Origin of the sequence: Devosia sp. XGJD_8, from assembly GCF_046614475.1 — a bacterium.
Lineage (GTDB): Bacteria > Pseudomonadota > Alphaproteobacteria > Rhizobiales > Devosiaceae > Devosia.
In genome coordinates this window covers 2,862,260-2,886,209 of the sequence record NZ_JBKJHF010000001.1, presented here as the reverse complement: position 1 = coordinate 2,886,209, position 23,950 = coordinate 2,862,260, and the positions used below count along the sequence as shown (strand labels likewise).

Here is a 23,950-nt window from a genome sequence, read left to right as displayed (position 1 = left end):
GCCGGCCGTCGGTCAATGCCTTCGGTTCGGTTGCAGGAAGCTACGGCTGCTGCTCAGGCGCAGTTGCAGCGGTTGCATCACGCTTCGGTGAAGGCCTCACGGCAGCAGGGCGAGCCGCTCGGTCAGCAGCTTGAAGAAGCCGTCCGCATTGCCATTGCGCAGATAGGTGACGTTTCGCACCTTGCCGGTGACGTGCCAGTAATCGGCGACGGTCATGCCGACGGTGAGCTCGCTGGCGGTCTCGATGCTGACATTGCAGTGGCGGCCGTCGAAGAGGTCGGGCTGGAGCAGCCAGGCGATGACGGTGGGGTCATGCAGGGGGGCCCCGGCCCAGCCGTATTTCAGCAGATCGAAGGTTTCCGAGAAGGTCAGCATGGCGTGGACGGCTTCGCCGGTGCGGTTGCCGAGGTTGCGGATGGCCTCGAGGCGCTCGGGGGTGGACTGGATCTGATGGGTGACGTCGAGCGGCAGCATGGTGATGGGGGCGCCGCAGCGCAGCACCACGTCGGCGGCTTCCGGATCGACATAGATGTTGAATTCGGCGGCCGGGGTGATGTTGCCGACCTCGAAATAGGCGCCGCCCATCATGACGATCTCGGCGATGCGGTCGGCGATGGCAGGCTGCTTGACCAGGGCCATGCCGATATTGGTCAGCGGCCCGAGCGTGCAGAGGGTGATGGTGCCGGGTTCGGCCGCCATCAGGGTATCGATGATGTAGTCGACACCGTGCTGGGGCTGGAGGGGAATGGTGGGCCCGGGCAGGTCGGGGCCGTTGAGGCCGGTTTCGCCATGGACATGCTCGGCAGTCACCAGGTGGCGGCGCATGGGGCGGGCGCAGCCGGCATAGACCGGGATGTCGGGGCGGCCGGCCAGCTCGACGATCTTGCGGGCATTGCTGGCATTGTGATGGAGGCCGACATTGCCGGCCACGGCCACGATGCCCAGCACCTCCAGCTCGGCGGGGGAGGCCAGCGCCAGCAATATGGCGACGGCGTCGTCCTGGCCGGGGTCGGTATCGATGATGATCTTGCGGGGCATGGTGGGGCCTTGGGGAGAGTGCGAATCCGGGCGGCACACTAGCGAAGCGAAATGGGGCGGTCGACTGCCTGCGCGGGGCTTGCTCAACGGAACGTTTGCATGAAGGTGGCGTTACCAAAACGCGGGGGGTGTCAGATACGGAAACGATATGACACGCGCGGCCACCAAACGGGCAATACATACAGATTCAGACACCAGCCAGTTCGAGCGCATTGCGGCCAATGCCGCGCGCATGGCACTGGTTTTCATCGGCTTTATCGTCCTGCTGGTTGCGCTGCAGGCGGGGCAGGTGATCCTTGCGCCGGTAACGCTGGCCATCGTCATCGGGCTGATGTTCGGGCCGGTGGCGGACCGGGTGGAGCACTTCGGCGTGCCGCCGGCGCTATCGGCTGCCGTCGTCGTGCTGATGTTCATTGGGGTGATTGCGACCGGGGTGGCGCTGTTCGCCGTGCCGCTATCGGACTGGGTGGCGCGGGCGCCGCTGATCTGGGCAAAGCTGCAGCAGCAATTGGCCAATCTCGAAGGCTCGCTGCAGTCAGTCAGCGCCTTCCAGGAACAGCTGACCTCGGTCTTTGGCAGCGACAATGCCATGACGGTGACGGTGGAGGATGGCGGGCAGATGATCGACGTCGCCATGCTGGCGCCGGCCATCCTGGCGCAGGTGCTGATCTTCCTCGCCAGCCTCTATTTCTTCGTTGCAACGCGCGACCATATCCGGATTTCCGTGCTCTCGCTGTGCGTGAGCCGCCGCATGCGCTGGCGCACGGCGCATGTGTTCCGCGATGTGGAGGCCAAGGTCAGCCGGTTCCTGCTCTCCATCACCTTCATCAACTTCTGCGTCGGCTGCGCCGTGTCGCTGGTGATGTGGGCCATCGGCATGCCCTCTCCGATCCTGTGGGGCGCCATGGCGGCCGTGCTGAACTACATTCCCTATGTCGGGCAGGGCGTGATGGTGCTGGTGCTGCTGGCCGTGGGGCTGGGCACCCAGACGGAACTGCAGGCCATCCTGCTGCCGGTGGGGTGCTACGTCGCCATCAACTTCGTCGAGGGCCAGATCGTGACGCCGCATTTCATCGGCCGGACGATGACACTCAACCCGTTCATCATCTTCCTCTCGATCACCTTCTGGCTGTGGGCCTGGGGGCCGGTAGGGGGTCTCGTTGCGGTGCCATCGCTGCTGATCGCCACCTCGATCATGGCGCATGCGCTGCCGAGCAAGCCCATGGTGCCAAGCCGGCCGGTACGCCGGACGCGCAACATGACGCCGGAACAGGAATTGCTGGCCAATACGGCCAAGGCGATCCGCGAACAGGCTGAGCTGGAGGACAGCCCGGCCGAGAAGCGCCAGGAAGAGCGGATGCAGCCGCCCGAAGGCACGGCACCGAGCGGCATGGAGCCTTCCCGCTAGCGGCCTTCCTCCCCTCTCCCCTAAGGGCGCCTTGGGGTAGGTGAGGAGCCTTTCTCCACCTGCCTGGAGGAAGGCCCCTTTACCCGCTGGCGTTGCCGTCGAACTCCCTCCAAAGGGAGAGGTAAGGGAGCCTTGCATGGAGATGGCTTGACGGGTTGGCGTCGGAGCGAAAGACTCTGTGCCTGAATGGGTAGGAGTTTCCTGTGGCGGGTGAAGTTGTTGGGCATGCTGCGGAAGCGGCGGGGCATGGTGTCGACCTGGTCCCCATTGTTGTGCTGCTGGGTGCGGCTGTCATCGCCGTGCCGCTGTTCAAGCGCATGGGGCTGGGGTCCGTGCTGGGCTATCTGGCCGCGGGTCTGCTGCTCGGGCCCTCCGGCATCGGGCTGATCAGCGACCCGGAATCGGTGCTGACCACGGCCGAGCTGGGCGTGGTGATGTTCCTGTTCATCATCGGGCTCGAAATGGAGCCCTCGAAGCTCTGGGCCCTGCGCAAGCAGATATTCGGGCTTGGCGTGATCCAGGTGGCCGGGAGCGGGGCGCTGCTGACCGGGGTCGGGGTGCTGCTGGGCTTTACGCCGGTCGTGGCCTTCATCTTCGGCGCGGGCTTCGTGCTGACCTCGACGGCCATCGTCATGCAGATTTTGGGTGAGCGCGGCGAACTCTCCACCGATAGCGGGCAGCGCATGGTGTCGATCCTGCTGCTGGAGGACCTCGCCATCGTGCCGCTGCTGGCGCTCGTGGCAATCCTGGCGCCATCGGGGACCGAAGATGTCGACATGATCACGCGGATCATCGGCATTGCCGCGCCGATCGGCGCGGTCCTGCTGCTGATCTTCCTGGGACAGCGGATCATGAACCCGTTCTTTGCGCTCCTGGCCTCGAGCAAGCTGCGCGAGGTGATGACCGCTGCTGCCTTGCTGGTGGTGCTGGGGGCAGCGCTGCTGTTCCAGGCCAGCGGGCTCTCCATGGCCATGGGGGCGTTCCTGGCGGGCGTGCTGCTGTCGACCTCCACCTTCCGGCGGCAGATCGAGGCCGATGTGGAGCCGTTCCGCGGCATCCTGCTGGGCCTGTTCTTCCTGGCCGTGGGCATGTCGCTGGACATGGCGATCGTGGCGCAGAGCTGGCAGCTCATCGCGGTGAGCGTGGTGGCCTATATGCTGGTCAAGGCAGTGGCGATCTATGTCATCGCGCGGCTGCTACGAGCGGGACATGGCGAGGCGTTGGAGCGGGCCGTGCTGATGGGGCAGGGCGGGGAATTCGCCTTCGTGCTCTATACCACTGCCGCGGCGGCCGGCATTATCGACGGGCCGACCAATGCGATCTTTACCGCCACGGTCATCATCTCGATGGTGCTGACGCCATTCTTCATCGCGGGCCTGCGTTTCGTCATGCCCCGGGAGGCGGCGCAATCGATGGATGGCGTCGAGGAGGTGAGCGAGCTTTCAGCCAAGGTGCTGATCATCGGCTTTGGCCGCTTCGGGCAGATTGCCAGCCAGCCGCTGCTGGCGATGCGGCACTCGGTTTCGATCATCGACAATGACACGGACATGATCCGGGCGGCCGCGCAGATCGGCTTCAAGGTTTACTATGGCGACGGGACGCGGCTCGATATCCTGCGGGCGGCGGGCGCCGGCACGGCCGATGTCATCCTGATCTGCACGGATCGGCGGGAGCAGACGACGCTTATCGCCGAAATGCTGCGGGACGAGTTTCCGCTGGTCAAGGTGATGGCGCGGGCCTTTGACCGCTCGCATGCCATCGAACTGGTGCGGGCGGGCGTCGAATTCCAGCAGCGCGAGGCGTTCGAATCGGCGCTGGTGCTCGGCGGCGCGGCGATCAGGTTGCTCGGGGCGGGTGATGAAGAGGCCGCCGAGGTGGTGGAGGGCGTGCGCGATCGCGACCGGCAGCGCTTCGACCGGCAACTGGCGGGCGAGGACTGGCGAAACCTGGGGCAGTTGCTGCTGAGCAATGCGCAGGACCAGGCCGAGGAAAGCGGCGTCAACGTGCCCGAGCAGGTGGCGGAAGACGCCGTAGAGAAAAGCACGCATCCAGCACGGCCGGCATAAGGGATCGCGCTTTGGGGGCTTCCGCCTGCCCAAATTAAGTGCAAGACTAAAGTCTCTAGAGGGGAATACATCGTCATGAAATCTGGATTGCGATATGCCGCAACAGCCGATCGTTTACGACGCCCCTACGCCGGAGCCACGCGCCACTACCGTTGAGGCCATTCAGGCTGAAATCCTGGAAAGGTTGATCTACTCCGTCGGCAAGGATCCTATCGTTGCCAGGCGGCATGACTGGCTGGCGGCGACAATCCTGACGGTGCGCGACCGTGTGATGGATCGCTGGATGGAGTCGTCCCGCGAAACTTGGCGGACGTCGAACAAGCGCGTCTATTATCTCAGCCTCGAATTCCTCATCGGGCGCCTGATGCGCGACGCGATGAGCAATGTCGGGCTGATCGAGCCGGTGCGCGACGCGCTCAAGAATCTCAATGTCGACCTGGGCGACCTGATCAATCTCGAGCCCGATGCGGCGCTGGGCAATGGCGGCCTCGGCCGCCTCGCAGCGTGCTTCCTTGAATCCATGTCGTCGGTGAAGATCCCGGCCTATGGCTATGGCATTCGCTATGTGCATGGCCTGTTCCGCCAGGAAATGAGCGAGGGCTGGCAGGTCGAGCTGCCCGAGGAATGGCTGGCGCACGGCAATCCCTGGGAATTCGAACGGCGCGAAAGCGCCTATGAGGTCGGCTTTGGCGGCCATGTCGAGCCGGTGACCGATCCCGATGGCACGGTGCGGCAGGAATGGCGCCCCAATGACCACGTGCTGGCCGTGGCCTATGACACGCCCATCGTGGGCTGGCGCGGCGCGCGCGTGAACACGCTGCGGCTGTGGAGCGCGCAGCCGATCGACCCGATCCTGCTCGACAAGTTCAATTCCGGCGACCATATCGGCGCGCTCGAGGAAAGCTCGCGGGCGGAAGCGATTACCCGCGTGCTCTATCCGGCGGATTCGACCGCGGCGGGGCAGGAATTGCGGCTGCGGCAGGAGTTCTTCTTTTCCTCGGCATCGCTGCAGGACATCGTGCGGCGCCACCTGCAGCAATATGGCGACCTGGGCTCGCTGCCCGACAAGGTTGCCATCCAGCTCAACGACACCCATCCGGCGATTTCGATCTGCGAGCTGATGCGCATCCTGGTCGACGATAACGGGCTCAAATGGGCCGAGGCCTGGAAGCTGACGCGCGGCACGTTCGGCTATACCAACCACACCCTGCTGCCCGAGGCGCTGGAAAGCTGGCCGGTGGCGCTGCTGGAGCGGCTGCTGCCGCGGCATATGCAGATCATCTACCAGATCAACGCCGATGTGCTGACCGATGCGCGCAACCGCGCCAAGTTCAGCGACGCGCAGGTCGCCAATGTATCGCTGATCGACGAGAATGGCGGGCGCCGCGTGCGGATGGGGCAACTGGCCTTTGTCGGCTCGCACTCGATCAATGGCGTGTCGGCGCTGCATACCGAACTGATGAAGCAGACCGTATTTTCGGACCTGCACAAGCTCTATCCGGACCGCATCAACAACAAGACCAACGGCATCACGCCGCGACGCTGGCTGATGCAGTGCAATCCGGGGCTGACCAAGCTGATCAGCGAGCGGATCGGGCCGGAATTCCTCGACGATATCGACCTGCTGCGCGGGCTCGACGCACATGCCGCCGACCCGACCTTCCAGGGGCAGTTCGTGGCGGTCAAGCAGGCCAACAAGCAGCGCCTTGCGCAGCTGATCAAGGACCGCCTCAACATCGTGGTGTCGCCCGACGCCATGTTCGACGTGCAGATCAAGCGCATCCACGAATATAAGCGACAGCTGCTCAACATCATCCAAGCGGTTGCACTATATGACGAAATTCGCGCGCATCCGGAACGGGAATGGGTTCCGCGCGTTAAAATCTTCGCGGGCAAGGCGGCTCCGGGATACTGGAACGCCAAACTCATCATCAAGCTGATCAACGATGTGGCCAAGGTCATCAACCATGACCCGGCGGTGCGCGGACTGCTCAAGGTGGTGTTCCTGCCCAACTACAATGTGAGCCTGGCAGAAGTGATCGTGCCGGCGGCCGATCTCAGCGAGCAGATTTCGACCGCGGGGATGGAAGCCTCGGGCACGGGCAACATGAAGTTCATGGCCAATGGCGCCATCACCATCGGCACGATGGATGGCGCGAATGTGGAAATGCACAAGGAAGCGGGGCCGGACAATATCGTGATTTTCGGCCTGACCGCAGACGAGGTGAACGAGAAGCGCGCCAAGGGCGAAGTGCCCCGGACGGCGATCGACAATTCACCGCGGCTCAAGGAGGCGCTGGAGGCCATTTCCTCGGGCGTGTTCTCGCCGGACGATCCCAACCGCTATCGCGACCTGATCGGGGGTCTCTACGACCACGACTGGTTCATGGTGGCGCGCGATTTCGACGCCTATACGGCGGCCCAGGCGGAAGTCGACGCCATCTGGAAGGACAAGAAGCGCTGGAATGCCATGGCCATCCGCAACACGGCACGGTGCGGCTTCTTCTCATCGGACCGGACGATCCGGCAGTATGCGCAGGATATCTGGGGCGTTTCGACTGCGGCGAAGTGACGGCGGACGGGGACGGCAACTGGCGCGGAAGACCGGCGCCGTCCGATATGTGTGGTTCAGGCGGGCCGGCAATGAGCCGGTTTTTGCCTCCGGGGGGACGTGCGTGTGACCAAGGAAGACTGGCAAGCCGATTCAAAGGACGTGGACGCGATCATCAATGGTCGCCACCACAACCCGTTTGCGCTGCTCGGCCTGCATGAGGTCAACGGGCAGTGGGTGCTGCGCGCATTCATCCCGCATGCCGAAACGCTGGCGGCGTTCGGGCTGGACGGGACCGAGCTGGGACATCTGATCCCGCGCCATGCCGGCGGGTTCTTCGAAGGCAAGGTGGCGCTCAAAGGCCGCCAGCCGATCCGCTACCATGCCAGCAATGCCGGCGGGGAATGGGACGTCTATGACCCCTATTCCTTCGGGCCGGTGCTGGGGCCGATGGACGATTTCTATATCGGCGAAGGCAGCCATCTGCGGCTGTTCGACAAGCTCGGCGCCCATGAGATGGAATTCGAGGGCATCCACGGCACGCATTTTGCGGTGTGGGCGCCCAATGCGCAGCGCGTCAGCGTGGTGGGGCCGTTCAACGAATGGGACGGACGGCGCAACCCGATGCGCAATCGCCTGGAGACCGGTATCTGGGAAGTGTTCATTCCCGTGCTGGGGACGGGGACGCTCTACAAGTATGAAATCGTGGGACCGGACGGAGTGGTGCTGCCCCTCAAGGCCGATCCGTTTGCGCGGCAGTCCGAAATGCGGCCGCGGACCGCCTCGGTGGTGCCCGACCCGACCGAATTCACCTGGACGGACAGCCGATATCTCGAAGAGCGGGCGACGCGTGACTGGCGCCGCACGCCGATGTCGATCTACGAGGTGCATCTGGGCAGCTGGCGGCGGCGGCCGGATGGCGGATTCCTGAGCTATGACCAGCTTGCCGAGCAGCTGGTGCCCTATGCGGCGGATATGGGCTACACCCATATCGAGCTGATGCCGATCAGCGAGCATCCGTTCGATCCCAGCTGGGGCTACCAGCCCACCGGCATGTATGCGCCGACCGCGCGGCATGGCGACCCGGCGGCGTTTGCGCGCTTCGTCAATGCGGCGCATGAGGCGGGGCTGGGCATCATCCTCGACTGGGTGCCGGCGCATTTTCCGACCGATGCGCATGGCCTGGCCAATTTCGACGGCACGGCGCTCTATGAGCATGCCGATCCGCGGCAGGGCTACCACCCGGACTGGAACACCGCGATCTACAATTTTGGGCGCAAGGAAGTGGTGGCGTTCCTGCTCAACAACGCCCTCTACTGGCTCGAGAAATTCCATATCGACGGGCTGCGCGTCGATGCGGTGGCCTCGATGCTCTACCTCGATTACTCGCGCCAGCATGGCGAATGGGTGCCCAACAAGTTCGGGGGCAACCAGAACCTGGAAGCCGTCGAATTCATCAAGCGGGTGAACACGGAAACCTATCGGCTGCATCCGGGCACGTTCATGATCGCCGAGGAATCCACGTCTTGGCCGGGCGTCAGCCACCCCACCTTTACCGGCGGGCTGGGCTTCGGGTTCAAGTGGAACATGGGTTTCATGAACGACACCTTGCGCTTCATGAGCCGCGAGGCGGTGCACCGCAAATTCCACCACAACGACATGACCTTCGGCATGGTCTATGCGTTCAGCGAGAATTTCGTGCTGCCGCTCAGCCATGACGAAGTGGTGCATGGCAAGAAATCGCTGCTGGAAAAGATGCCGGGTGACGACTGGCAGAAGTTCGCCAACCTGCGGGCCTATCTCGCCTTCATGTGGGGGCATCCGGGCAAGAAGCTGCTGTTCATGGGGCAGGAATTTGCGCAGCGGGAGGAGTGGGCCGACGGCAAGTCGCTCGACTGGTACCTGCTCGATGCGGGCATGCATGAAGGCATGCGGCGGCTGGTGGCGGACCTCAACGTGGCCTACCGGCAGTTGCCGGCGCTGCACGAGCGCGACAACGAGCCGGACGGGTTCGAATGGGTGATCGGCAACGACCACGCCAATTCGGTCTTTGCCTGGCTGCGCAAGGCGCCGGGGAGCGACCCGATCCTGGTGGTGTCCAATTTCACGCCAGTGCCACGCAGCGGCTACAAGATACCGATGCCGCTGGCCGGCAAATGGGTGGAACGCATTAATACCGATGCCGGTTGGTATGCGGGCTCCAATACCGGCAACCAGGGCGCGGTCGAGGCTTATGCCGTCGAGGGTGAGCATTGGCCGGCAGAGGCGGAAATCTACCTGCCGCCGCTATCGACGCTGTTTCTCAAGTACGAACCGGCGTGAGCCGGATGGATGCATAGTCCCGGAAAACGGGCAGTAGTGGAGGGTTAGAAGAGAATGGCAGACTATAGAGTACCATCGCCGCTGGCCCGCGAGGCCATGGCCTATGTGCTGGCAGGTGGACGCGGCACGCGCCTGATGGAACTGACGGACCGGCGCGCCAAGCCGGCTGTGTATTTCGGCGGCAAGTCGCGCATTATTGACTTTGCTCTCTCCAACGCGATCAATTCGGGCATCCGCCGCATTTCGGTGGCGACGCAGTATCAGGCGCATAGCCTGATCCGGCACCTGTCGCGCGGCTGGAACTTCCTGCGGCCCGAGCGCAACGAAAGCTTCGACGTGCTGCCGGCCAGCCAGCGGGTGGCCGAGGACATGTGGTATGCCGGCACGGCCGACGCCGTGTACCAGAATATGGACATCATCGAGGATTACGGCGCGCGCTATATCGTCATCCTGGCGGGCGACCATATCTACAAGATGGACTACGAAATCATGCTGCGCCAGCATGTGGACACGGGAGCCGATGTGACCATCGGGTGCCTGGAAGTGCCGCGCATGGAAGCCACAGGCTTTGGCGTGATGCATGTGGACGGGCGCGACCGCGTGGTCGATTTCATCGAAAAGCCGAAGGATCCGCCCAGCATTCCCGACCGGCCCGATACGGCGCTGGCCTCGATGGGCATCTATGTGTTCGAGACGCGGTTCCTGATGGAACAGCTGCGGCGCGACGCGGCGACGGAAGGCTCCAGCCGCGATTTCGGCAAGGATATCATCCCCTATATCGTCAAGAACGGCACGGCCTGGGCGCATCGCTTCACGCGGTCCTGCGTGCGCTCGAGCAAGGAAGACGTGGCCTATTGGCGCGACGTCGGCACGATCGACGCCTATTGGAAGGCCTCGATCGACCTGACCGATATCGAGCCGCAGCTCGATCTCTACGATCGCGACTGGCCGATCTGGACCTATGCGGAAATCACCCCGCCGGCCAAGTTCGTGCATGACTTCGACGGGCGCCGCGGCTCGGCGGTCAATTCGCTGGTTTCGGGCGACTGTATCGTCTCGGGCGGGCACCTGCAGCGGACGCTGCTGTCGACCGGTTCGCGCGTGCATTCCTATTCGATGCTCAACGAGGCGGTGGTGCTGCCCTATTGCGATATCGGGCGGAATGCGCGGCTGACCAAGGTGGTGATCGACCGCGGCGTCAACATTCCCGAGGGACTGGTGGTGGGCGAGGATCCCGAATTCGACGCCAAGTGGTTCCGACGCACCGATGACGGCGTGACGCTCATCACCCAGGCGATGATCAACAAATATCTGGCTGGGCGATGATTGAAGTTCTCTCGGTTGCGTCCGAGGTCTATCCGCTGATCAAGACTGGGGGGCTCGCCGACGTGGCGGGCGCCTTGCCCGGGGCGCTGGGCAGCCATGGGGTGACCATGCGCACGCTGGTGCCCGGCTATCCGGCCGTCATGGCCAAGCTGAGCGGCGGCCGGGTCGTCAAGGAACTGGACGACCTGTTCGGCGTGCCGGCCAAGCTGATCGCCGCGCGGGTCGAGGGGATCGACGTCATCGTCATCGATGCGCCGGCGCTCTACGACCGGCCGGGCAACCCCTATGTGGGGCCCGATGGCTGGGACTGGCCGGACAACTGGAAGCGCTTTGCGGCGCTGGGCTGGGTCGCGGCGGAGCTGGGCCTGGGCCTGGTCGACGGCTATCACCCCCAGGTCATCCACGCGCATGACTGGCAGGCTGGGCTGGCGCCGGCCTATATCAAGTTCGGCCCGAGCATGAATGTGAAGACGGTGATGACCATTCACAACATCGCCTTCAAGGGCTTTTTCGGCCCTGAAATCTTCAGCCAGCTGCGCCTGCCGCCGCATGCCTTCGGGGTGGGCGGGGTGGAGTATCATGGCGGCATTTCCTACCTCAAGTCGGGCATGGAATGTGCCGACTATGTCACCACGGTCAGCCCCAACTATGCCGACGAAATCCGCACGCCGAACTTCGGCATGGGGCTTGAGGGGCTGCTGAACGGCCGAGCCGACACGCTGGTGGGCATTCTCAACGGCATCGACACCGATGCCTGGAACCCGGCGACCGACGGCGCGCTGGTGCGCAGCTTCACCGCCAACACCATCCAGGGCCGCCAGGCCAACAAGCAGGCCGTGGTGGACAAGTTCGAGCTGGATGGCACGGATGGACCGCTGTTCTGCGTGATCAGCCGGCTGACCGACCAAAAGGGCATGGACCTGCTGCTGCAGGCGGTCGATGGCCTGGTCGACCTTGGCGGACGGCTGGCGGTGCTGGGATCGGGCGAAGCCTATCTCGAAGACGGGTTCCGCCGCGCCATGCAGCGCCACAAGGGCAAGGTGGGGATCGTCACCGGCTATGACGAGGGCCTGAGCCACCTGATGCAAGGCGGGTGCGATGCCATCCTCATACCATCGCGCTTCGAGCCCTGCGGGCTGACCCAGCTTTACGGGCTGCGCTATGGCTGCGTGCCGGTGGTCAGCCGGATCGGCGGGCTTGCCGATACGGTGATCGACGCCAACCCGGCCGCCATCGCGGCCGAAGTGGCAACGGGCATCGTGTTCGACCCCAACAGCGCGCATGCGCTCTACGAGGCGATCCGCAAGACGGTGCGCCTTTTTGCCGACGAGAAACTCTGGAAGAAGATTCAGCGGCGGGGAATGAAGTCGGAAGTCTCCTGGGAGACCAGCGCGGCGCGCTATGCCGACCTCTACGCCACCATTAGCGGGCTCAAGACCAATGACGATCCAGACAATTAACACCACCCCCTATGCCGACCAGAAGCCGGGCACGTCGGGCCTGCGCAAGCGGGTGACCGTCTATCAGCAGCCCAACTATGTCGAGAACTACATCCAGGCGATCTTCGACAGCCTCGAGGGCTTTGCCGGGCAGACGCTGGTGATGGGCGGGGACGGGCGCTTCTACAATGACGTGGCCATCCAGAAAGCCATCCGCATTGCGGCGGCCAATGGCTTTGGCCGGGTACTGGTGGGGCGTGGCGGGATCCTGTCGACGCCTGCGGCCAGCCATGTGATCCGGCACTACAAGGCCTTTGGCGGGCTGGTGCTGTCGGCCAGCCACAATCCGGGCGGCCCGGATGGCGATTTCGGCATCAAGTACAATATCTCCAATGGCGGACCCGCGCCGGAGAAGATCACCGATGCGGTCTATGCCCGCAGCAAGGTGATCGACAGCTACAAGACCACGGATACTGCCGATATCGACCTGGAGCGGATCGGCACGCAGGCCGTGGGCGACATGACGGTCGAGGTAATCGACCCGGTGATCGACTATGCCGCGCTGATGGAGACGCTGTTCGACTTCGGGGCGATCCGCGCGATGTTTGCGTCGGGCTTCCGGATGACGTTCGACGCCATGAATGCCGTAACCGGCCCCTATGCCCATGCCATTCTGGAAGACAGGCTTGGCGCCCCCAAGGGGACGGTGATCAACGGTACGCCATCGCCCGACTTCGGCGGCGGCCATCCCGATCCCAACCTGGTCTATTGCAAGGAGATGCACGACCTGCTGATGACGCCGGAAGGCCCCGACTTCGGGGCGGCGTCAGACGGCGACGGCGACCGCAACCTGATCATCGGCAAGAACCGCTTCGTGACCCCATCGGATTCGCTGGCACTGCTGGCGGCCAATGCGCATCTGGCGCCGGGCTACAAGGCGGGCATTGCCGGCATTGCGCGCTCCATGCCGACCAGCGCGGCGGCCGACCGGGTGGCGGAAAAGCTCGGCATCGAGATGCACGAGACGCCTACGGGCTGGAAATTCTTCGGCAACCTGCTCGACGCCGGACGGGTCACCATCTGCGGCGAAGAGAGCGCGGGTACGGGTTCGGACCATGTGCGCGAGAAGGATGGCCTGTGGGCCGTGCTGCTCTGGCTCAACATCATCGCCGCCCGCAAGCAGAGCGTCGACGAGATCGTGCGCGCGCACTGGGCGACCTATGGGCGCAACTATTATACGCGGCACGACTATGAAGAGGTCGATGCCGCCATTGCCGGCAAGCTGGTGGACGATCTGCGGGCGCAATTGCCCGGCTTGCCAGGCAAAATCCTGGGCGACGACCTGCAGGTCGCCTATGCCGACGACTTTACCTATCACGACCCGGTGGATGGCTCGACCAGCGCCAAACAGGGGATCAGGATCGGGTTCACAGACGGTTCGCGAATAGTCCTCCGACTGTCGGGAACCGGCACGGTCGGCGCCACGTTGCGGCTCTATCTCGAGCGCTATGAGGCAGCCGATGGACGACACGATCTCGACACCCAATCCGCCCTTGAACCCCTCATCGAGCTGGCCGACGTGCTCGCCGGGATCAAGCAGCGCACCGGTCGCCAGGAACCCAGCGTCATCACCTAGCATCGGACATTCAATGAAACCCATGCTTGTCCCCAACGGGGGCAGTATCGACCATCTCGGCGCCACTCTGACCGAAGAGGGGGTCAATTTCGCGGTCTATTCGGAGAGCGCCACCAATATCTGGGTGTCGATCTTCGATGAGCAGGACCATGAAACGGACCGCTTCGAACTCGATGTCCACAAGGACCATATCAGGGCCGGGCTGATCGCCGGGCTCGGCGCCGGCACGCGCTATGGCCTGCGCGCCGATGGCCCGTATGAACCCGACCAGGGCTATTTCTTCGATCCGATGAAGCTGCTGGTCGACCCCTATGCCAAGCGGCTGGACCGGGTATTCGTGCGCTCGCCGCGCTTGCGGCTCGATCGCAGCGAGGCGGTGGATACCGCGCCGCTGATCCCCAAGGCCATCGTGGTCACCGGCAGCGGAGAGAATGCCGTGCCGCGCAAGAAGGGGCCGGGCCTGTTCTATGAAATGAATGTGCGTGGCTACACCATGCGCCACCCCAGCGTGCAGGGTCCGCTGCGGGGGACCATTGCCGCGCTGACCACGCAGCGGGTCATCGACCACCTCAAATATATCGGCGTCGATACGCTGCAGCTGATGCCGACGGCGGCCTGGATCGACGAGGGGCATCTGCCGGCACTCGGGCTGACCAATGCCTGGGGCTATAATCCGGTGGCCTATTCGGCGGTCGACCCGCGGCTGGCGCCGCGCGGGCCGCATGAACTGCGCAACATGACCGATCTCTATCGCAAGAACGGCATCTCGGTGATCCTGGACGTGGTCTACAACCACACCGGCGAGAGCGATGCGCAGGGACCGATGCTGAGCCTGATGGGGCTGGATGCCAGGACCTATTACCGGTTCGTCGAAGTCGACGGCAAGCAGCACCTGGTCAACGATACCGGCACCGGCAATACGCTGCGCTGCGACCACCCCGCCACGCAGCGGCTGGTGATCGACAGCCTGCGCTACTGGGTCGAGGAGATGGGCGTTTCGGGCTTCCGCTTCGACCTGGCCACTGTGCTGGGGCGCGATCCGGGGTTCAATCCCAATGCGGTGATGCTGGAAAAGATCAAGGCCGACCCGGTGCTGAGCAAGTGCATCCTGGTGGCCGAGCCGTGGGATCCGGGTCCGGGCGGCTATGCGCTGGGCCAGTTCGGCAAGGAATTCAAGGAACACAACGACACCTATCGCGATGAAATTCGCGAATTCTGGCGCGGTGAGAACGGCAAAATCGGTGCACTGGCGGGCAAGATTGCCGGCTCGGCCGAAATCTTCAACTTTGCCGGCCGCAAGCCCAGCCATGGCGTCAACATGCTCGCCGTGCATGATGGTTTCACGCTGCGTGACCTCGTCAGCTATCACGACAAGCACAATGAGGCGAATGGCGAAGGCAATCGCGACGGGCACAACCACAATGCCTCGTGGAACTGCGGTGCCGAGGGCGAGACGGATGACGAAGCCATCCAGGCGGCGCGCAAGCGCGACGTCCGGGCGCTGCTGGCCACTCTTTTCCTGTCGCGCGGCGTGCCGCTGCTGCAGCAGGGCGACGAGATGTTCCGCACCCAGCAGGGTAACAATAATGCCTATGCGCAGGACAATGAAATCACCTGGCTGGACTGGGAAAACGGCGATGGCGAACTCGTCGATTTCGTCGCCGCGGTGCACAAGTTCCGCAAGGCCCACTCCGCGCTGACGCATGACCATTTCCTGACCGGTCAGGAAAAGAATGGCGTGCGCGACGTGGTGTGGCTGCATCCGGACGGGCGCGAGATGAATGAGGGCGACTGGGGCGACTCCACAGCTTCGGTGCTCGGCATGCATCTGCGCAACAAGGATGACGAGGTGCTGGTCTGGTTCAACCGCCGTGCCGAGCCTGTCGTGGCGCGGTTGCCAGAGGGCGAATGGGTCGTGGGCGTCCAGTCGGACAATCTGGCCAGCGTTGCGATTTCGGAAGGAACCGCGACGTTGACGCTGCGCTCCGTCGTCGCGCTGGTCCGGCCGACCGCCTAGGCAGGCGGGGAGGGGCTGCGCCTCTCCCCATTCGGGCGCCTATTCGGCGGCTCTGGTGTCGACGAAGCCGCCGGCGCGTTCGATATAGGCGATGATCTGGTCGAGGCTCTCGCGGCGCAGCAGGTCCGTGAATATATACGGCCGGCCTTCGCGCACCTTCTGGGTATCGCTTTCCATCACCTCGAGACTGGCGCCCACATAGGGGGCCAGGTCGGTATGGGTGATGACCAGGAGATCCGAGCGGGAAATGGCCGGGCCGCCCTTGCGCGGGATCTTTTCGCCCTGGGCGACGGAGATCACATATATGGTCAGGTCCGCCAGATCGGGCGAGAAGGTCGCGGCGAGGTTGTCGCCGCCGCTCTCGATCAGGATGATGTCGAGATCGGGAAACTTGCGGTTGAGATCGTCGATGGCGGCGAGGTTGAGCGAGGCATCCTCGCGGATGGCGGTATGCGGGCAGCCGCCGGTCTCGACGCCGACAATGCGGTCTTCCGAAATGGCCTGGACCCGCGCCAGGATCAGCGCATCCTCGCGGGTATAGATGTCATTGGTGACCACGGCCATGGAATAGCGGTCGCGCATCGCCTTGAGCAGCATTTCGCACAGCGTGGTCTTGCCGGAGCCGACGGGGCCGCCGATGCCGATGCGCAATGGACCATTCAGACTGCGTTGCATAATTCTACTCCTACGGCCGCCTGACGCGGCTTTCTGCGCTTCCGGTGCTCACGTACTCACAGTACGCTCCGCTCCGGTTCTCGAAAACCACGCCAGTCGACTCGCAGGAGCGAATTCTGCAACACAGTCTCCGCGATTTCATAGCAGCCTCATGATGACGAGTGCGAGAAAGCCGGCGCCGAGCAGCAGGCAGAGCGGGGAATAGACGCGGCGGTCGTTGAGCCGGAAATTGGGTTCGGGGGTCTTGTCGGCCCACCATGCGGTATAGCCGATGGCGCCGCGGGCGAGGAAAACGGCGGCAAGCGGCAGGCCGAGTAGGGTCAGGGCAGTCCCGCCGCCATCATGATCGGCGAGGGCCAGGGCGATGATGCCGGCGGCGAGCGTCGCCAGGGAGACGGCGAGGGAGGCCAGCCGTGGGGGCATGCGCTCGATGTCGCGAAAGCCCACGACGGTCTGGGCCAGCAGTTTTTCGGAACGGATGGGCCAGGTCTGGCCCAGCGACCACAACAGGTGGGCAACCGAGACGGACAGCAGGGCGACGAACATGAATGCGGCGATGAGCATGCTCATGAGCGGAAAATTCTCGTGGTCAGGGTTTCATGGGCCATCTGGGCAATATCGGCGGCGTAGGCCACCGCGCCAATATCGTCCAGTGTGGCATGCTGGCACAGCGTGGCGAGGGACGCTATGGCCGGCTCCAAGGCGGCCATGATGGAAAGGCCATCGGACTGGCCGATCGGCACCAGGCGCACGGCGACCGAGACCTGGCTATGGGCGGCGGCGGTTAGCCAGGCCAGCAAGGCGGCGTCGAGGGCGATGGCGTGGCCCGCGGCGATGGCGCCTACAGCAATGGGATAGGGGCAGGGATCGGGCAGGTGGGCCAGGACGGGCGTGGGCCAGGCCCTGGCGGCGCTCGCGAAGGCCGCGCCGGTGATGGTGGTTTCGTCGTGCCGCTCGCGGGCGGGCGTCAGGGCGAGGCAGAGATCGGCGAGATCGCGCAGGGCGGCGGGCTCCTGTGCGGCGCGGTGGGCATGGGCGAGCAGGATGGCGTCGGTGCGGAGGCTGCCATGATTGAGCACGCCCTCGACCCAGGCCTGGGTGGTCGTGCGATCATGCACCGTGCCGGCGGCTATGGCGGTTTCGAGGCCGGCCGACCAGGCGAAGGCGCCGACCGGGAAGGCCGGCGACAGCCAGGTCAGCAGTTTCTGCAGGTCGGCATTGGCGCTCATCGGGCCAGCAGGGCATGGCCGGCGTCGCCATGGCTGTGATAGGCGCCATGCTCGGCGAAGAAGGGCTCGGAAATATTGGTGATGCTGGCGCCCAGGCCTTCCAGCATGGTCTTCAGCACGTGGTCGCGCTTGATCAGGATGCGATCTTCCTCGAGCTGCGCCGAGGTGTGGCGATTGCCGATATGCCAGGCGAGGCGGACGAGATGGGCGACGTCGCGGCCGCGGATTTCATAGAGCAGTTCCTCGGCGGCGATGACTTCGACGAGGCGGCCGTCTTCGAGCTGCAGGGCGCTGCCGTGTTCGAGGGTGATGGTCTGGGGGAAGTCCACCATGATTTCGTCGCCATGCACGAGGCGCAGCAGCTTGCGGCGCAGGCGGCGCTCATCGTGTTCGAGGGTGACGAGATCGAAGGGAATGCCCTGTCCGTGATCCGGGGGCAGGATGGAGGCGACACGCAGCATGGAACTCTGGAACTTGTCAGTGGTCGGTCAGGGTATCGTATAGAAAAACCGGCTGATCAAATAGGTCTGATAGACCAGATGCAGCAGCACGGCGCCGAGATGGACGCGGCGGTCGGCCGAGCGGATGGCGACGGCGCAGAGCAGCAGGCCGAAGGGAATCTGGATGGCATAATCGATCTCGAAACGGGTCCAGTAGCCGTCGCCCTTGATCATCGTGTCGATGGCGTCGAGCACGAAGGTGGCGCCGAAGAGGCCAAAGAACCAATGGCGGCGCTTGAGGAAGAAATCCTCGTAGCCGTCATATTCGGCGATGTTGTCCGGGGACAGCAGGGCGGCCAGCAGGAACAGGGTGACCGCATAGACGATGAGGAACAGCGTGATGGCGAAGCTCCACTGTTCCAGCCGGAACAGCGCGAACTCCCACCACCAGAACAGCACGAGTTCGAGCAGGATGGAGAACATCCACAGCAGGTGGATGGAGGACCGACGCAGGCGCTGCGGGTGCTGGATCAGGCCCGCCACGGTCATCAGCAGGCGGGTGATGCCAAGGCCGACGACCATGCCCATGACGATGCGGACATGGGGGAAGAGTTCAGCGGTGCCCAGTGGTTCCATGGTGGCCTGATTATGGGGTGTTGTTGATTTCCGTGCAGGTCAGCACGGGCTCCGCATCCTCGCCCAGCGTTGCATCATAAAGGCTGGCGTCAGTGCCCTTGCTCCACCAGATCCACTGCCCGGCGGCGTAGCGGACGCCGGAGCCGGAAATGACTGCGGCAAAGACCAGTTCCTCCACTTCACCCGCGACCGGCACGAGGGCGAGGAAGTTTGGCGCGGCATTGAGATAGGTCACGACGAGGGGCGCTTCGGTTGCGCAGTCATAGGATACGATACGGCGCTCGAAATCGCCGCCACTGCCCAGTTCGATCTGGAGGGAGGATTGGGCCGCGCCGGCTGGCGCGGAGAGGAGGAGCAGGGCGGCGATGGCCGCGCCGATAGTGGGGTGATTCATGGCTTGGATCCTTTGATGTCGGCACGGCCAGTGTGACGGCAATAGTGGCGATGATGCGGGGCATGCCGCCGCATCACAAGTGGCCGTGCGCCATTCAGGCCAGATAGACGATCACGATGGCCGCGACGATCGCCACCGCATCCTCGATCAGCGCGGCGGGCAGGTCACGACCGAGGGCCCTGGCCAGGCGGGCGCGGGCTTCTGCGCCGAGCAGGGTGCCGATGACCGCGCCGACGGCGCCAAGAATGCCGCCGATGATCCAGTCGGCCGGCATGAGCAGGGCGCCGGCAATGGCACCCAGCACGATGCGCGTGCCGAACTGCATGGGCACTTTGCGGCTCGGGGTGGCCGGGAGCTGGTCGGTCACCAGTTCGGCGATGGCGAGCAGGGTGACGATGATGACGGCGATGATGTTGCCCAGGAAGGCGGCGGGCGTGGCGCTGAGATCGATCCAGCCGAGCCAGGCGGCCCAGCTGATCGCGGCGATGGGCGTGGCAGCGCGCAGGCCCGCGACGACGCCGATCAGTATAGCCAGAAGGTAAAGCATGATGGTTGCCCCTGTTGTTGCGGCAGCGACACCGCAATGCAGTATTGACGCTTCCGTGATCGGCCAACAAGGCCGATCAGACAGGGTGATGGCAAATAATGGCGCCAGGTGTGGCTAGAACAGGAAGTAGCGCTGCGCCATGGGCAGTTCGGTGGCCGGTTCGCAGGTCAGCAGCTCGCCATTGGCGCGCACTTCGTAGGTTTCGGGATCGACCTCGATATCGGGCGTGGCCGAATTGTGGATCATCGCCGCCTTGCCGATGCCGCTGCGGGTATTGGTGACCGGCAGCAGCTGCTTGGCGACGCCCAGCTTGCCGCGCAGGCCATCGTCATAGGCGGCCTGGGAGATGAAGGTGACCGAGGAATTGGTCAGCAGCTTGCCGAAGCTGGCGAACATGGGGCGGTAGTGCATGGGCTGGGGCGTCGGGATCGAGGCGTTGGGATCACCCATGGGGGCGGCGGCGATGGAGCCGCCGAGCAGGATCATCTCGGGCTTAACGCCGAAAAACGCCGGATTCCACAGCACAAGGTCGGCCCGCTTGCCCACCTCGATGGAGCCGATGTGCTGGCTCATGCCATGGGCGATGGCGGGGTTGATGGTGTATTTGGCGATGTAGCGCTTGACCCGGAAATTGTCGTTGTCGCCAGTTTCTTCTGCCAGCTTGCCGCGCTGTTTCTTCATCTTGTCTGCCGTTTGCCAGCAGCGGATCAGCACCTCGCCAACGCGGCCCATGGCCTGGCTGTCGGAGGAGATGATGGAGAGCGCACCCATGTCGTGCAGGATATCCTCGGCGGCGATGGTCTCTTTGCGGATGCGCGATTCAGCGAAGGCGACATCCTCGGGGATGGAGGGCGACAGGTGGTGGCAGACCATCAGCATGTCGAGATGCTCGGCGATGGTGTTGACCGTATAGGGGCGGGTCGGATTGGTGGAGGAGGGAATGACATTGGGCAGACCCGCGACGCGCAGAATGTCGGGCGCGTGGCCGCCGCCGGCGCCTTCGGTGTGGAAGGCGTGGATGGTGCGGCCCTTGAAGGCGGCAATGGTGTCTTCGACAAAGCCCGACTCGTTGAGCGTGTCGGTGTGGATCATCACCTGGACGTCATAATCGTCGGCGACGGAGAGGCAGTTGTCGATGGAGGCGGGGGTCGTGCCCCAATCCTCGTGCAGCTTGAGGCAGGAGGCGCCGGCCAGGATCATTTCGGCGAGCGGGGCCGGGCGGCTGGCATTGCCCTTGCCGGCCAGCGCCAGGTTCATCGGGAAGCCATCGAAGCTCTCGATCATGCGCTGGATGTGCCAGGCGCCGGTGCAGGTGGTGGCGAGCGTACCATGGGCCGGGCCGGAGCCGCCGCCGAGCATGGTGGTGACGCCGCTCATCAGCGCCTCTTCGATCTGCTGGGGGGCGATGAAGTGGATATGGGCGTCCATGCCGCCCGCGGTGAGGATGCGGCCCTCGCCGGCAATGGCCTCGGTGGAGGGGCCGATGATGATATTGACCCCCGACTGGGTATCGGGATTGCCCGCCTTGCCGATGGCGGCGATGCGACCATCCTTGAGGCCGATATCGGCCTTGTAGATGCCGGTGTGATCGACCACGAGCGCATTGGTGATCACCGTATCCACCGCGCCCTCGGCGCGGGTGCGCTGGGACTGGCCCATGCCATCACGGATCACCTTGCCGCCGCCGAACTTCACCTCCTCGCCATAGGTGGTGAAATCCTTCTCCACCTCGATGAATAGCTCAGTATCGGCCAGGCGCACGCGGTCGCCGGTGGTGGGGCCATACATGTCGGCATAGGTGGCGCGGGATATGCGTGCGGGCATGGTGCCTCCGGCTAGTTGGGCGGTGCCGTCCTGGTCTGGACGTAGTTCCGGTAATTGGTGTGGGTGGTTTCGATGAGGTCATCGAGCAGGGACGCGCCCTGCAGCAATTGCGGATTGTCGCCGCCCGATGCGGCGAGCGACATGCCGACGATCTGGAGGGCATAGGCGAAGTTCACCTTGTCCTCGTCCAGCATGCGATTGCCTTCTGTATCGATCTCCTGGAGCAGTTGCAGGACGTCGGCCGGGGTCAGCACGGCCTTGAGGTCGCGCCAGGTCTCGCGCTTGCCCATATCCACGAGCCTGGCGGCGGCCGAGCCCAGCACGAACATGGCTTCGCCATTCTCCATGCCTTCGCGGCGCAGGTCCTCGAGGACGGCCGTGATCTTGCTCAGCAGTATGGTCTGGGTTTCCGGGGTCATGTTGGGCTCCTTTGAACAGTGCGGCGCTTGTAATGAAGTTCGCGCGCGCCGCACAGGCCTAGTCGAGGGCTCCCATGACCTGCTGGCGGAAGCCATGCACGATGCGGTCGCCACCGAGCGGGATGAGCCGCACTTCACGCGCCTGGCCAGGCTCGAAGCGGACGGCCGTGCCGGCGGCGATGTCGAGGCGCATGCCGCGCGCCTTGTCGCGGTCAAAGCTGAGGCCGGCATTGGCTTCGAAGAAATGGTAGTGCGAGCCGACCTGGATCGGGCGGTCGCCGGTATTGGCGACCTCCAGCGTCAGTTGCGGCGCGCCGGCGTTGAGTTCGATCTCGCCGGGTCTGGTGATGACTTCGCCTGGGATCATGGTGCGGGCCTCCTCAGCGGATCGGTTCGTGGACGGTGACGAGCTTGGTGCCGTCGGGGAAGGTGGCCTCGACCTGGATATCGTGGATCATCTCGGCGATGCCCTCCATGACCTGTGCGCGGCTGACCACATGGGCGCCCGCTTCCATCAATTCGGCCACGGGGCGACCGTCGCGGGCGCCTTCGACCACGAAATCGGTGATCAGCGCGATGGCTTCTGGATGGTTGAGCTTGACGCCGCGCTCGAGGCGCTTGCGGGCGACGATGGCCGCCATGGCGATCAGCAGTTTGTCTTTTTCGCGCGGGGTGAGGTTCATGAGCGGATCCTAGAGATGCCAGAGGCGCGGGAGCGAGCCGGCGCCGGAGAGTTCTGCAAGAATTGGAACGATCAGGCGGCGCAAGGCAAGCCCGGTTTGGGCCAGAGCGCGTATGACCAGACGCTCGCCATTGGCGCTGGCGGCGATGCGCCCGTCAGCGGGCAGGACATCGCGCAGCCGCGCGAGGCGGGCGGCGCAATGCTCGGCCGAGGGCGCGACATGGAGCAGGGTAGCAAAGGCCCGCCTGCCGGCGAGCAGGGAGAGGCCGTTGCGCTCGGCCAGGGTGCCGTCGAGTCTGGTGGCCTCGGCATGGATCAGCCGGCCATTGCGGCGGATGCGCCAGTTGTCACGCAATTGTGCGTCGAGAGCGGTTTCCCCCATGGCGTCGCGCCCGAGCAGGATTGCTTCGACGGCAGTGAGGCTGGCGCCATCGGCCAGGTCGATCTCGATGCGGCGGTCGAGACGGCTGGCGGCGAAGAGGATGGTCTCCTGCGGGAGCCAGTCGAGATGGGCGCCGGCACCGACGGAGAGGCGGGTCTGGACGGTCGCGGCGCCACCGATGGAGCGATAGACGCGCTCGCAGGCCTGGGTGGTCAGGACCATGCGGCCATTGGCTGCAAGATCGGCGGACCAAGCCATCCGATCGCCACCGGTCAGGCCGCCCGCGGTATTGATCAGCACGGCCTCGAGGGCCGTCGTGTGGGTATGGGGCAGGCGGATTTTGGCGCAGCCGTCCTGATAGAGCGTGGCCAGCCGCGTCGCGTCATCGCGCTGCAGGGTGGAAATGCCGCCGACACCACGGGCACGCTGCAGCCCGGTTACGGGTTCAGCGGCAGCAGTTGTGATCGGTTTGTTGGCAACTATTGTCAAAGAGAGGCGTTTCCCGGGGGAGCATGCGCTCCATAGTTGAGACATTACAGAAGGCTATTAAAATGCACATCAAATCCATTGTTTCCGCCGGCGCCCTCGCCATCGCACTCGGTTTCACCGGCGCTGTTTCTGCCCAGACCATGATCGGTGGCCAGGAGATTTCTGAAGCCGATATGGAGCGGGTTAAGGTTCACTGCGAAGACCTGCAGAACCAGGAAAATGCCGCTGTCGGCACCAGCTCCAATTCGGATGACGCAACCGCCGATGGCACCGAAGGCAGCACCGAGCAGGGCACTGAAGAAGGTACCGCTGGTCTCGTGCAGCTGGACGAAGTGACGCTCGAGCAGTGCCTCGAGGCCGGTCTGATCACCGAATAAGCCTCCATACTATTACAGTATCCTCGACGCCCGGCCTTGTGCCGGGCGTTGTT

Annotated in this window: 22 protein-coding genes; 9 read left to right on the top strand and 13 right to left on the bottom strand. The window is 64.3% G+C overall.

Annotation, left to right across the window (positions count from 1 at the left end; all coding sequences use genetic code 11):
- Window positions 1-96: 96 nt before the first annotated feature.
- Window positions 97-1,038 carry a nucleoside hydrolase gene (locus tag ACLI1C_RS13790; RefSeq protein WP_411397640.1) on the bottom strand — a complete coding sequence of 314 codons (942 nt, stop codon included), beginning with the start codon at window positions 1,036-1,038 and terminating at the stop codon, window positions 97-99.
- A gap of 148 nt (window positions 1,039-1,186) precedes the next feature.
- Between ACLI1C_RS13790 and ACLI1C_RS13785 the strand changes: the two genes are divergently transcribed.
- From ACLI1C_RS13785 to glgX, 8 genes are all read left to right on the top strand, one after another.
- Window positions 1,187-2,446: an AI-2E family transporter gene (locus ACLI1C_RS13785; protein ID WP_411397638.1), complete on the top strand. Its 1,260-nt coding sequence runs from the start codon at window positions 1,187-1,189 to the stop codon at window positions 2,444-2,446.
- 203 nt (window positions 2,447-2,649) lie between these two features.
- Window positions 2,650-4,512, top strand: a complete 1,863-nt coding sequence (locus tag ACLI1C_RS13780; RefSeq protein ID WP_411397636.1) for a monovalent cation:proton antiporter-2 (CPA2) family protein — start codon at window positions 2,650-2,652, stop codon at window positions 4,510-4,512.
- 94 nt (window positions 4,513-4,606) lie between these two features.
- Complete coding sequence (locus tag ACLI1C_RS13775) at window positions 4,607-7,084, top strand: glycogen/starch/alpha-glucan phosphorylase (protein ID WP_411397635.1); 2,478 nt, start codon at window positions 4,607-4,609, stop codon at window positions 7,082-7,084.
- A gap of 99 nt (window positions 7,085-7,183) precedes the next feature.
- Window positions 7,184-9,385, top strand: a complete 2,202-nt coding sequence (glgB, locus tag ACLI1C_RS13770; protein ID WP_411397633.1) for a 1,4-alpha-glucan branching protein GlgB — start codon at window positions 7,184-7,186, stop codon at window positions 9,383-9,385.
- Between the two features lie 54 nt (window positions 9,386-9,439).
- Window positions 9,440-10,711 (top strand): glucose-1-phosphate adenylyltransferase, encoded by a 1,272-nt coding sequence (glgC, locus tag ACLI1C_RS13765; protein ID WP_411397631.1) that lies wholly within the window; start codon window positions 9,440-9,442, stop codon window positions 10,709-10,711.
- Window positions 10,711-12,171 carry a glycogen synthase GlgA gene (gene glgA, locus ACLI1C_RS13760; RefSeq protein ID WP_411398337.1) on the top strand — a complete coding sequence of 487 codons (1,461 nt, stop codon included), beginning with the start codon at window positions 10,711-10,713 and terminating at the stop codon, window positions 12,169-12,171. The genes glgC and glgA overlap by 1 nt, the downstream gene beginning before the upstream one ends.
- Window positions 12,152-13,786 carry an alpha-D-glucose phosphate-specific phosphoglucomutase gene (locus ACLI1C_RS13755; RefSeq protein ID WP_411397630.1) on the top strand — a complete coding sequence of 545 codons (1,635 nt, stop codon included), beginning with the start codon at window positions 12,152-12,154 and terminating at the stop codon, window positions 13,784-13,786. Before glgA ends, ACLI1C_RS13755 begins: the two co-directional genes overlap by 20 nt.
- A 13-nt stretch (window positions 13,787-13,799) precedes the next feature.
- Entirely contained in the window at window positions 13,800-15,803 is a 2,004-nt protein-coding gene (gene glgX, locus ACLI1C_RS13750; RefSeq protein WP_411397629.1) for a glycogen debranching protein GlgX, read from the top strand.
- A 39-nt stretch (window positions 15,804-15,842) separates the two neighbouring features.
- Here glgX and ureG read toward each other — a convergent pair whose 3' ends face one another.
- The 12 genes from ureG to ACLI1C_RS13690 form a co-directional block, all read right to left on the bottom strand.
- Window positions 15,843-16,478 (bottom strand): urease accessory protein UreG, encoded by a 636-nt coding sequence (ureG, locus tag ACLI1C_RS13745; RefSeq protein ID WP_411397628.1) that lies wholly within the window; start codon window positions 16,476-16,478, stop codon window positions 15,843-15,845.
- 138 nt (window positions 16,479-16,616) lie between these two features.
- Complete coding sequence (locus tag ACLI1C_RS13740; RefSeq protein WP_411397626.1) at window positions 16,617-17,048, bottom strand: DUF3995 domain-containing protein; 432 nt, start codon at window positions 17,046-17,048, stop codon at window positions 16,617-16,619.
- A complete protein-coding gene (locus tag ACLI1C_RS13735) occupies window positions 17,045-17,707 on the bottom strand; it encodes an urease accessory protein UreF (RefSeq protein ID WP_411397624.1) in 663 nt (220 codons plus the stop codon). Before ACLI1C_RS13735 ends, ACLI1C_RS13740 begins: the two co-directional genes overlap by 4 nt.
- On the bottom strand, window positions 17,704-18,168 hold the full coding sequence (locus tag ACLI1C_RS13730) for an urease accessory protein UreE (RefSeq protein ID WP_411397622.1): 465 nt from the start codon (window positions 18,166-18,168) through the stop codon (window positions 17,704-17,706). The genes ACLI1C_RS13735 and ACLI1C_RS13730 overlap by 4 nt, the downstream gene beginning before the upstream one ends.
- Window positions 18,169-18,195: 27 nt before the next feature.
- On the bottom strand, window positions 18,196-18,783 hold the full coding sequence (locus tag ACLI1C_RS13725) for a hypothetical protein (protein ID WP_411397620.1): 588 nt from the start codon (window positions 18,781-18,783) through the stop codon (window positions 18,196-18,198).
- A 10-nt stretch (window positions 18,784-18,793) separates the two neighbouring features.
- Window positions 18,794-19,177, bottom strand: coding sequence for an MliC family protein (locus ACLI1C_RS13720; RefSeq protein ID WP_411397618.1), 384 nt, complete (start codon window positions 19,175-19,177; stop codon window positions 18,794-18,796).
- A 94-nt stretch (window positions 19,178-19,271) separates the two neighbouring features.
- Window positions 19,272-19,724, bottom strand: a complete 453-nt coding sequence (locus ACLI1C_RS13715) for a DUF4126 family protein (protein ID WP_411397616.1) — start codon at window positions 19,722-19,724, stop codon at window positions 19,272-19,274.
- A gap of 114 nt (window positions 19,725-19,838) precedes the next feature.
- Window positions 19,839-21,548 carry an urease subunit alpha gene (ureC, locus tag ACLI1C_RS13710; RefSeq protein ID WP_411397614.1) on the bottom strand — a complete coding sequence of 570 codons (1,710 nt, stop codon included), beginning with the start codon at window positions 21,546-21,548 and terminating at the stop codon, window positions 19,839-19,841.
- An 11-nt stretch (window positions 21,549-21,559) separates the two neighbouring features.
- Window positions 21,560-21,967, bottom strand: a complete 408-nt coding sequence (locus ACLI1C_RS13705; protein WP_411397612.1) for a hypothetical protein — start codon at window positions 21,965-21,967, stop codon at window positions 21,560-21,562.
- A 58-nt stretch (window positions 21,968-22,025) separates the two neighbouring features.
- Window positions 22,026-22,334, bottom strand: a complete 309-nt coding sequence (locus ACLI1C_RS13700; RefSeq protein WP_411397610.1) for an urease subunit beta — start codon at window positions 22,332-22,334, stop codon at window positions 22,026-22,028.
- 13 nt (window positions 22,335-22,347) lie between these two features.
- Window positions 22,348-22,650 carry an urease subunit gamma gene (locus ACLI1C_RS13695; protein ID WP_332691326.1) on the bottom strand — a complete coding sequence of 101 codons (303 nt, stop codon included), beginning with the start codon at window positions 22,648-22,650 and terminating at the stop codon, window positions 22,348-22,350.
- 9 nt (window positions 22,651-22,659) lie between these two features.
- A complete protein-coding gene (locus tag ACLI1C_RS13690; protein WP_411397608.1) occupies window positions 22,660-23,520 on the bottom strand; it encodes an urease accessory protein UreD in 861 nt (286 codons plus the stop codon).
- A 62-nt stretch (window positions 23,521-23,582) separates the two neighbouring features.
- Here ACLI1C_RS13690 and ACLI1C_RS13685 point away from each other — a divergent pair, with 62 nt between their 5' ends.
- A complete protein-coding gene (locus ACLI1C_RS13685) occupies window positions 23,583-23,897 on the top strand; it encodes a hypothetical protein (protein WP_411397607.1) in 315 nt (104 codons plus the stop codon).
- The last annotated feature ends 53 nt before the right edge of the window (window positions 23,898-23,950 follow it).

Bases quoted from the DNA above. Each gene is read 5' to 3' on its own strand.
- ACLI1C_RS13790 (WP_411397640.1), bottom strand. From the start codon at position 1,038: ATGCCCCGCAAGATCATCATCGATACCGACCCCGGCCAGGACGACGCC.
- ACLI1C_RS13785 (WP_411397638.1), top strand. From the start codon at position 1,187: ATGACACGCGCGGCCACCAAACGGGCAATACATACAGATTCAGACACC.
- ACLI1C_RS13775 (WP_411397635.1), top strand. From the start codon at position 4,607: ATGCCGCAACAGCCGATCGTTTACGACGCCCCTACGCCGGAGCCACGC.
- glgC (WP_411397631.1), top strand. From the start codon at position 9,440: ATGGCAGACTATAGAGTACCATCGCCGCTGGCCCGCGAGGCCATGGCC.
- ACLI1C_RS13755 (WP_411397630.1), top strand. From the start codon at position 12,152: ATGACGATCCAGACAATTAACACCACCCCCTATGCCGACCAGAAGCCG.
- glgX (WP_411397629.1), top strand. From the start codon at position 13,800: ATGAAACCCATGCTTGTCCCCAACGGGGGCAGTATCGACCATCTCGGC.
- ureG (WP_411397628.1), bottom strand. From the start codon at position 16,478: ATGCAACGCAGTCTGAATGGTCCATTGCGCATCGGCATCGGCGGCCCC.
- ACLI1C_RS13740 (WP_411397626.1), bottom strand. From the start codon at position 17,048: ATGAGCATGCTCATCGCCGCATTCATGTTCGTCGCCCTGCTGTCCGTC.
- ACLI1C_RS13735 (WP_411397624.1), bottom strand. From the start codon at position 17,707: ATGAGCGCCAATGCCGACCTGCAGAAACTGCTGACCTGGCTGTCGCCG.
- ACLI1C_RS13730 (WP_411397622.1), bottom strand. From the start codon at position 18,168: ATGCTGCGTGTCGCCTCCATCCTGCCCCCGGATCACGGACAGGGCATT.
- ACLI1C_RS13725 (WP_411397620.1), bottom strand. From the start codon at position 18,783: ATGGAACCACTGGGCACCGCTGAACTCTTCCCCCATGTCCGCATCGTC.
- ACLI1C_RS13720 (WP_411397618.1), bottom strand. From the start codon at position 19,177: ATGAATCACCCCACTATCGGCGCGGCCATCGCCGCCCTGCTCCTCCTC.
- ACLI1C_RS13715 (WP_411397616.1), bottom strand. From the start codon at position 19,724: ATGCTTTACCTTCTGGCTATACTGATCGGCGTCGTCGCGGGCCTGCGC.
- ureC (WP_411397614.1), bottom strand. From the start codon at position 21,548: ATGCCCGCACGCATATCCCGCGCCACCTATGCCGACATGTATGGCCCC.
- ACLI1C_RS13705 (WP_411397612.1), bottom strand. From the start codon at position 21,967: ATGACCCCGGAAACCCAGACCATACTGCTGAGCAAGATCACGGCCGTC.
- ACLI1C_RS13700 (WP_411397610.1), bottom strand. From the start codon at position 22,334: ATGATCCCAGGCGAAGTCATCACCAGACCCGGCGAGATCGAACTCAAC.
- ACLI1C_RS13695 (WP_332691326.1), bottom strand. From the start codon at position 22,650: ATGAACCTCACCCCGCGCGAAAAAGACAAACTGCTGATCGCCATGGCG.
- ACLI1C_RS13685 (WP_411397607.1), top strand. From the start codon at position 23,583: ATGCACATCAAATCCATTGTTTCCGCCGGCGCCCTCGCCATCGCACTC.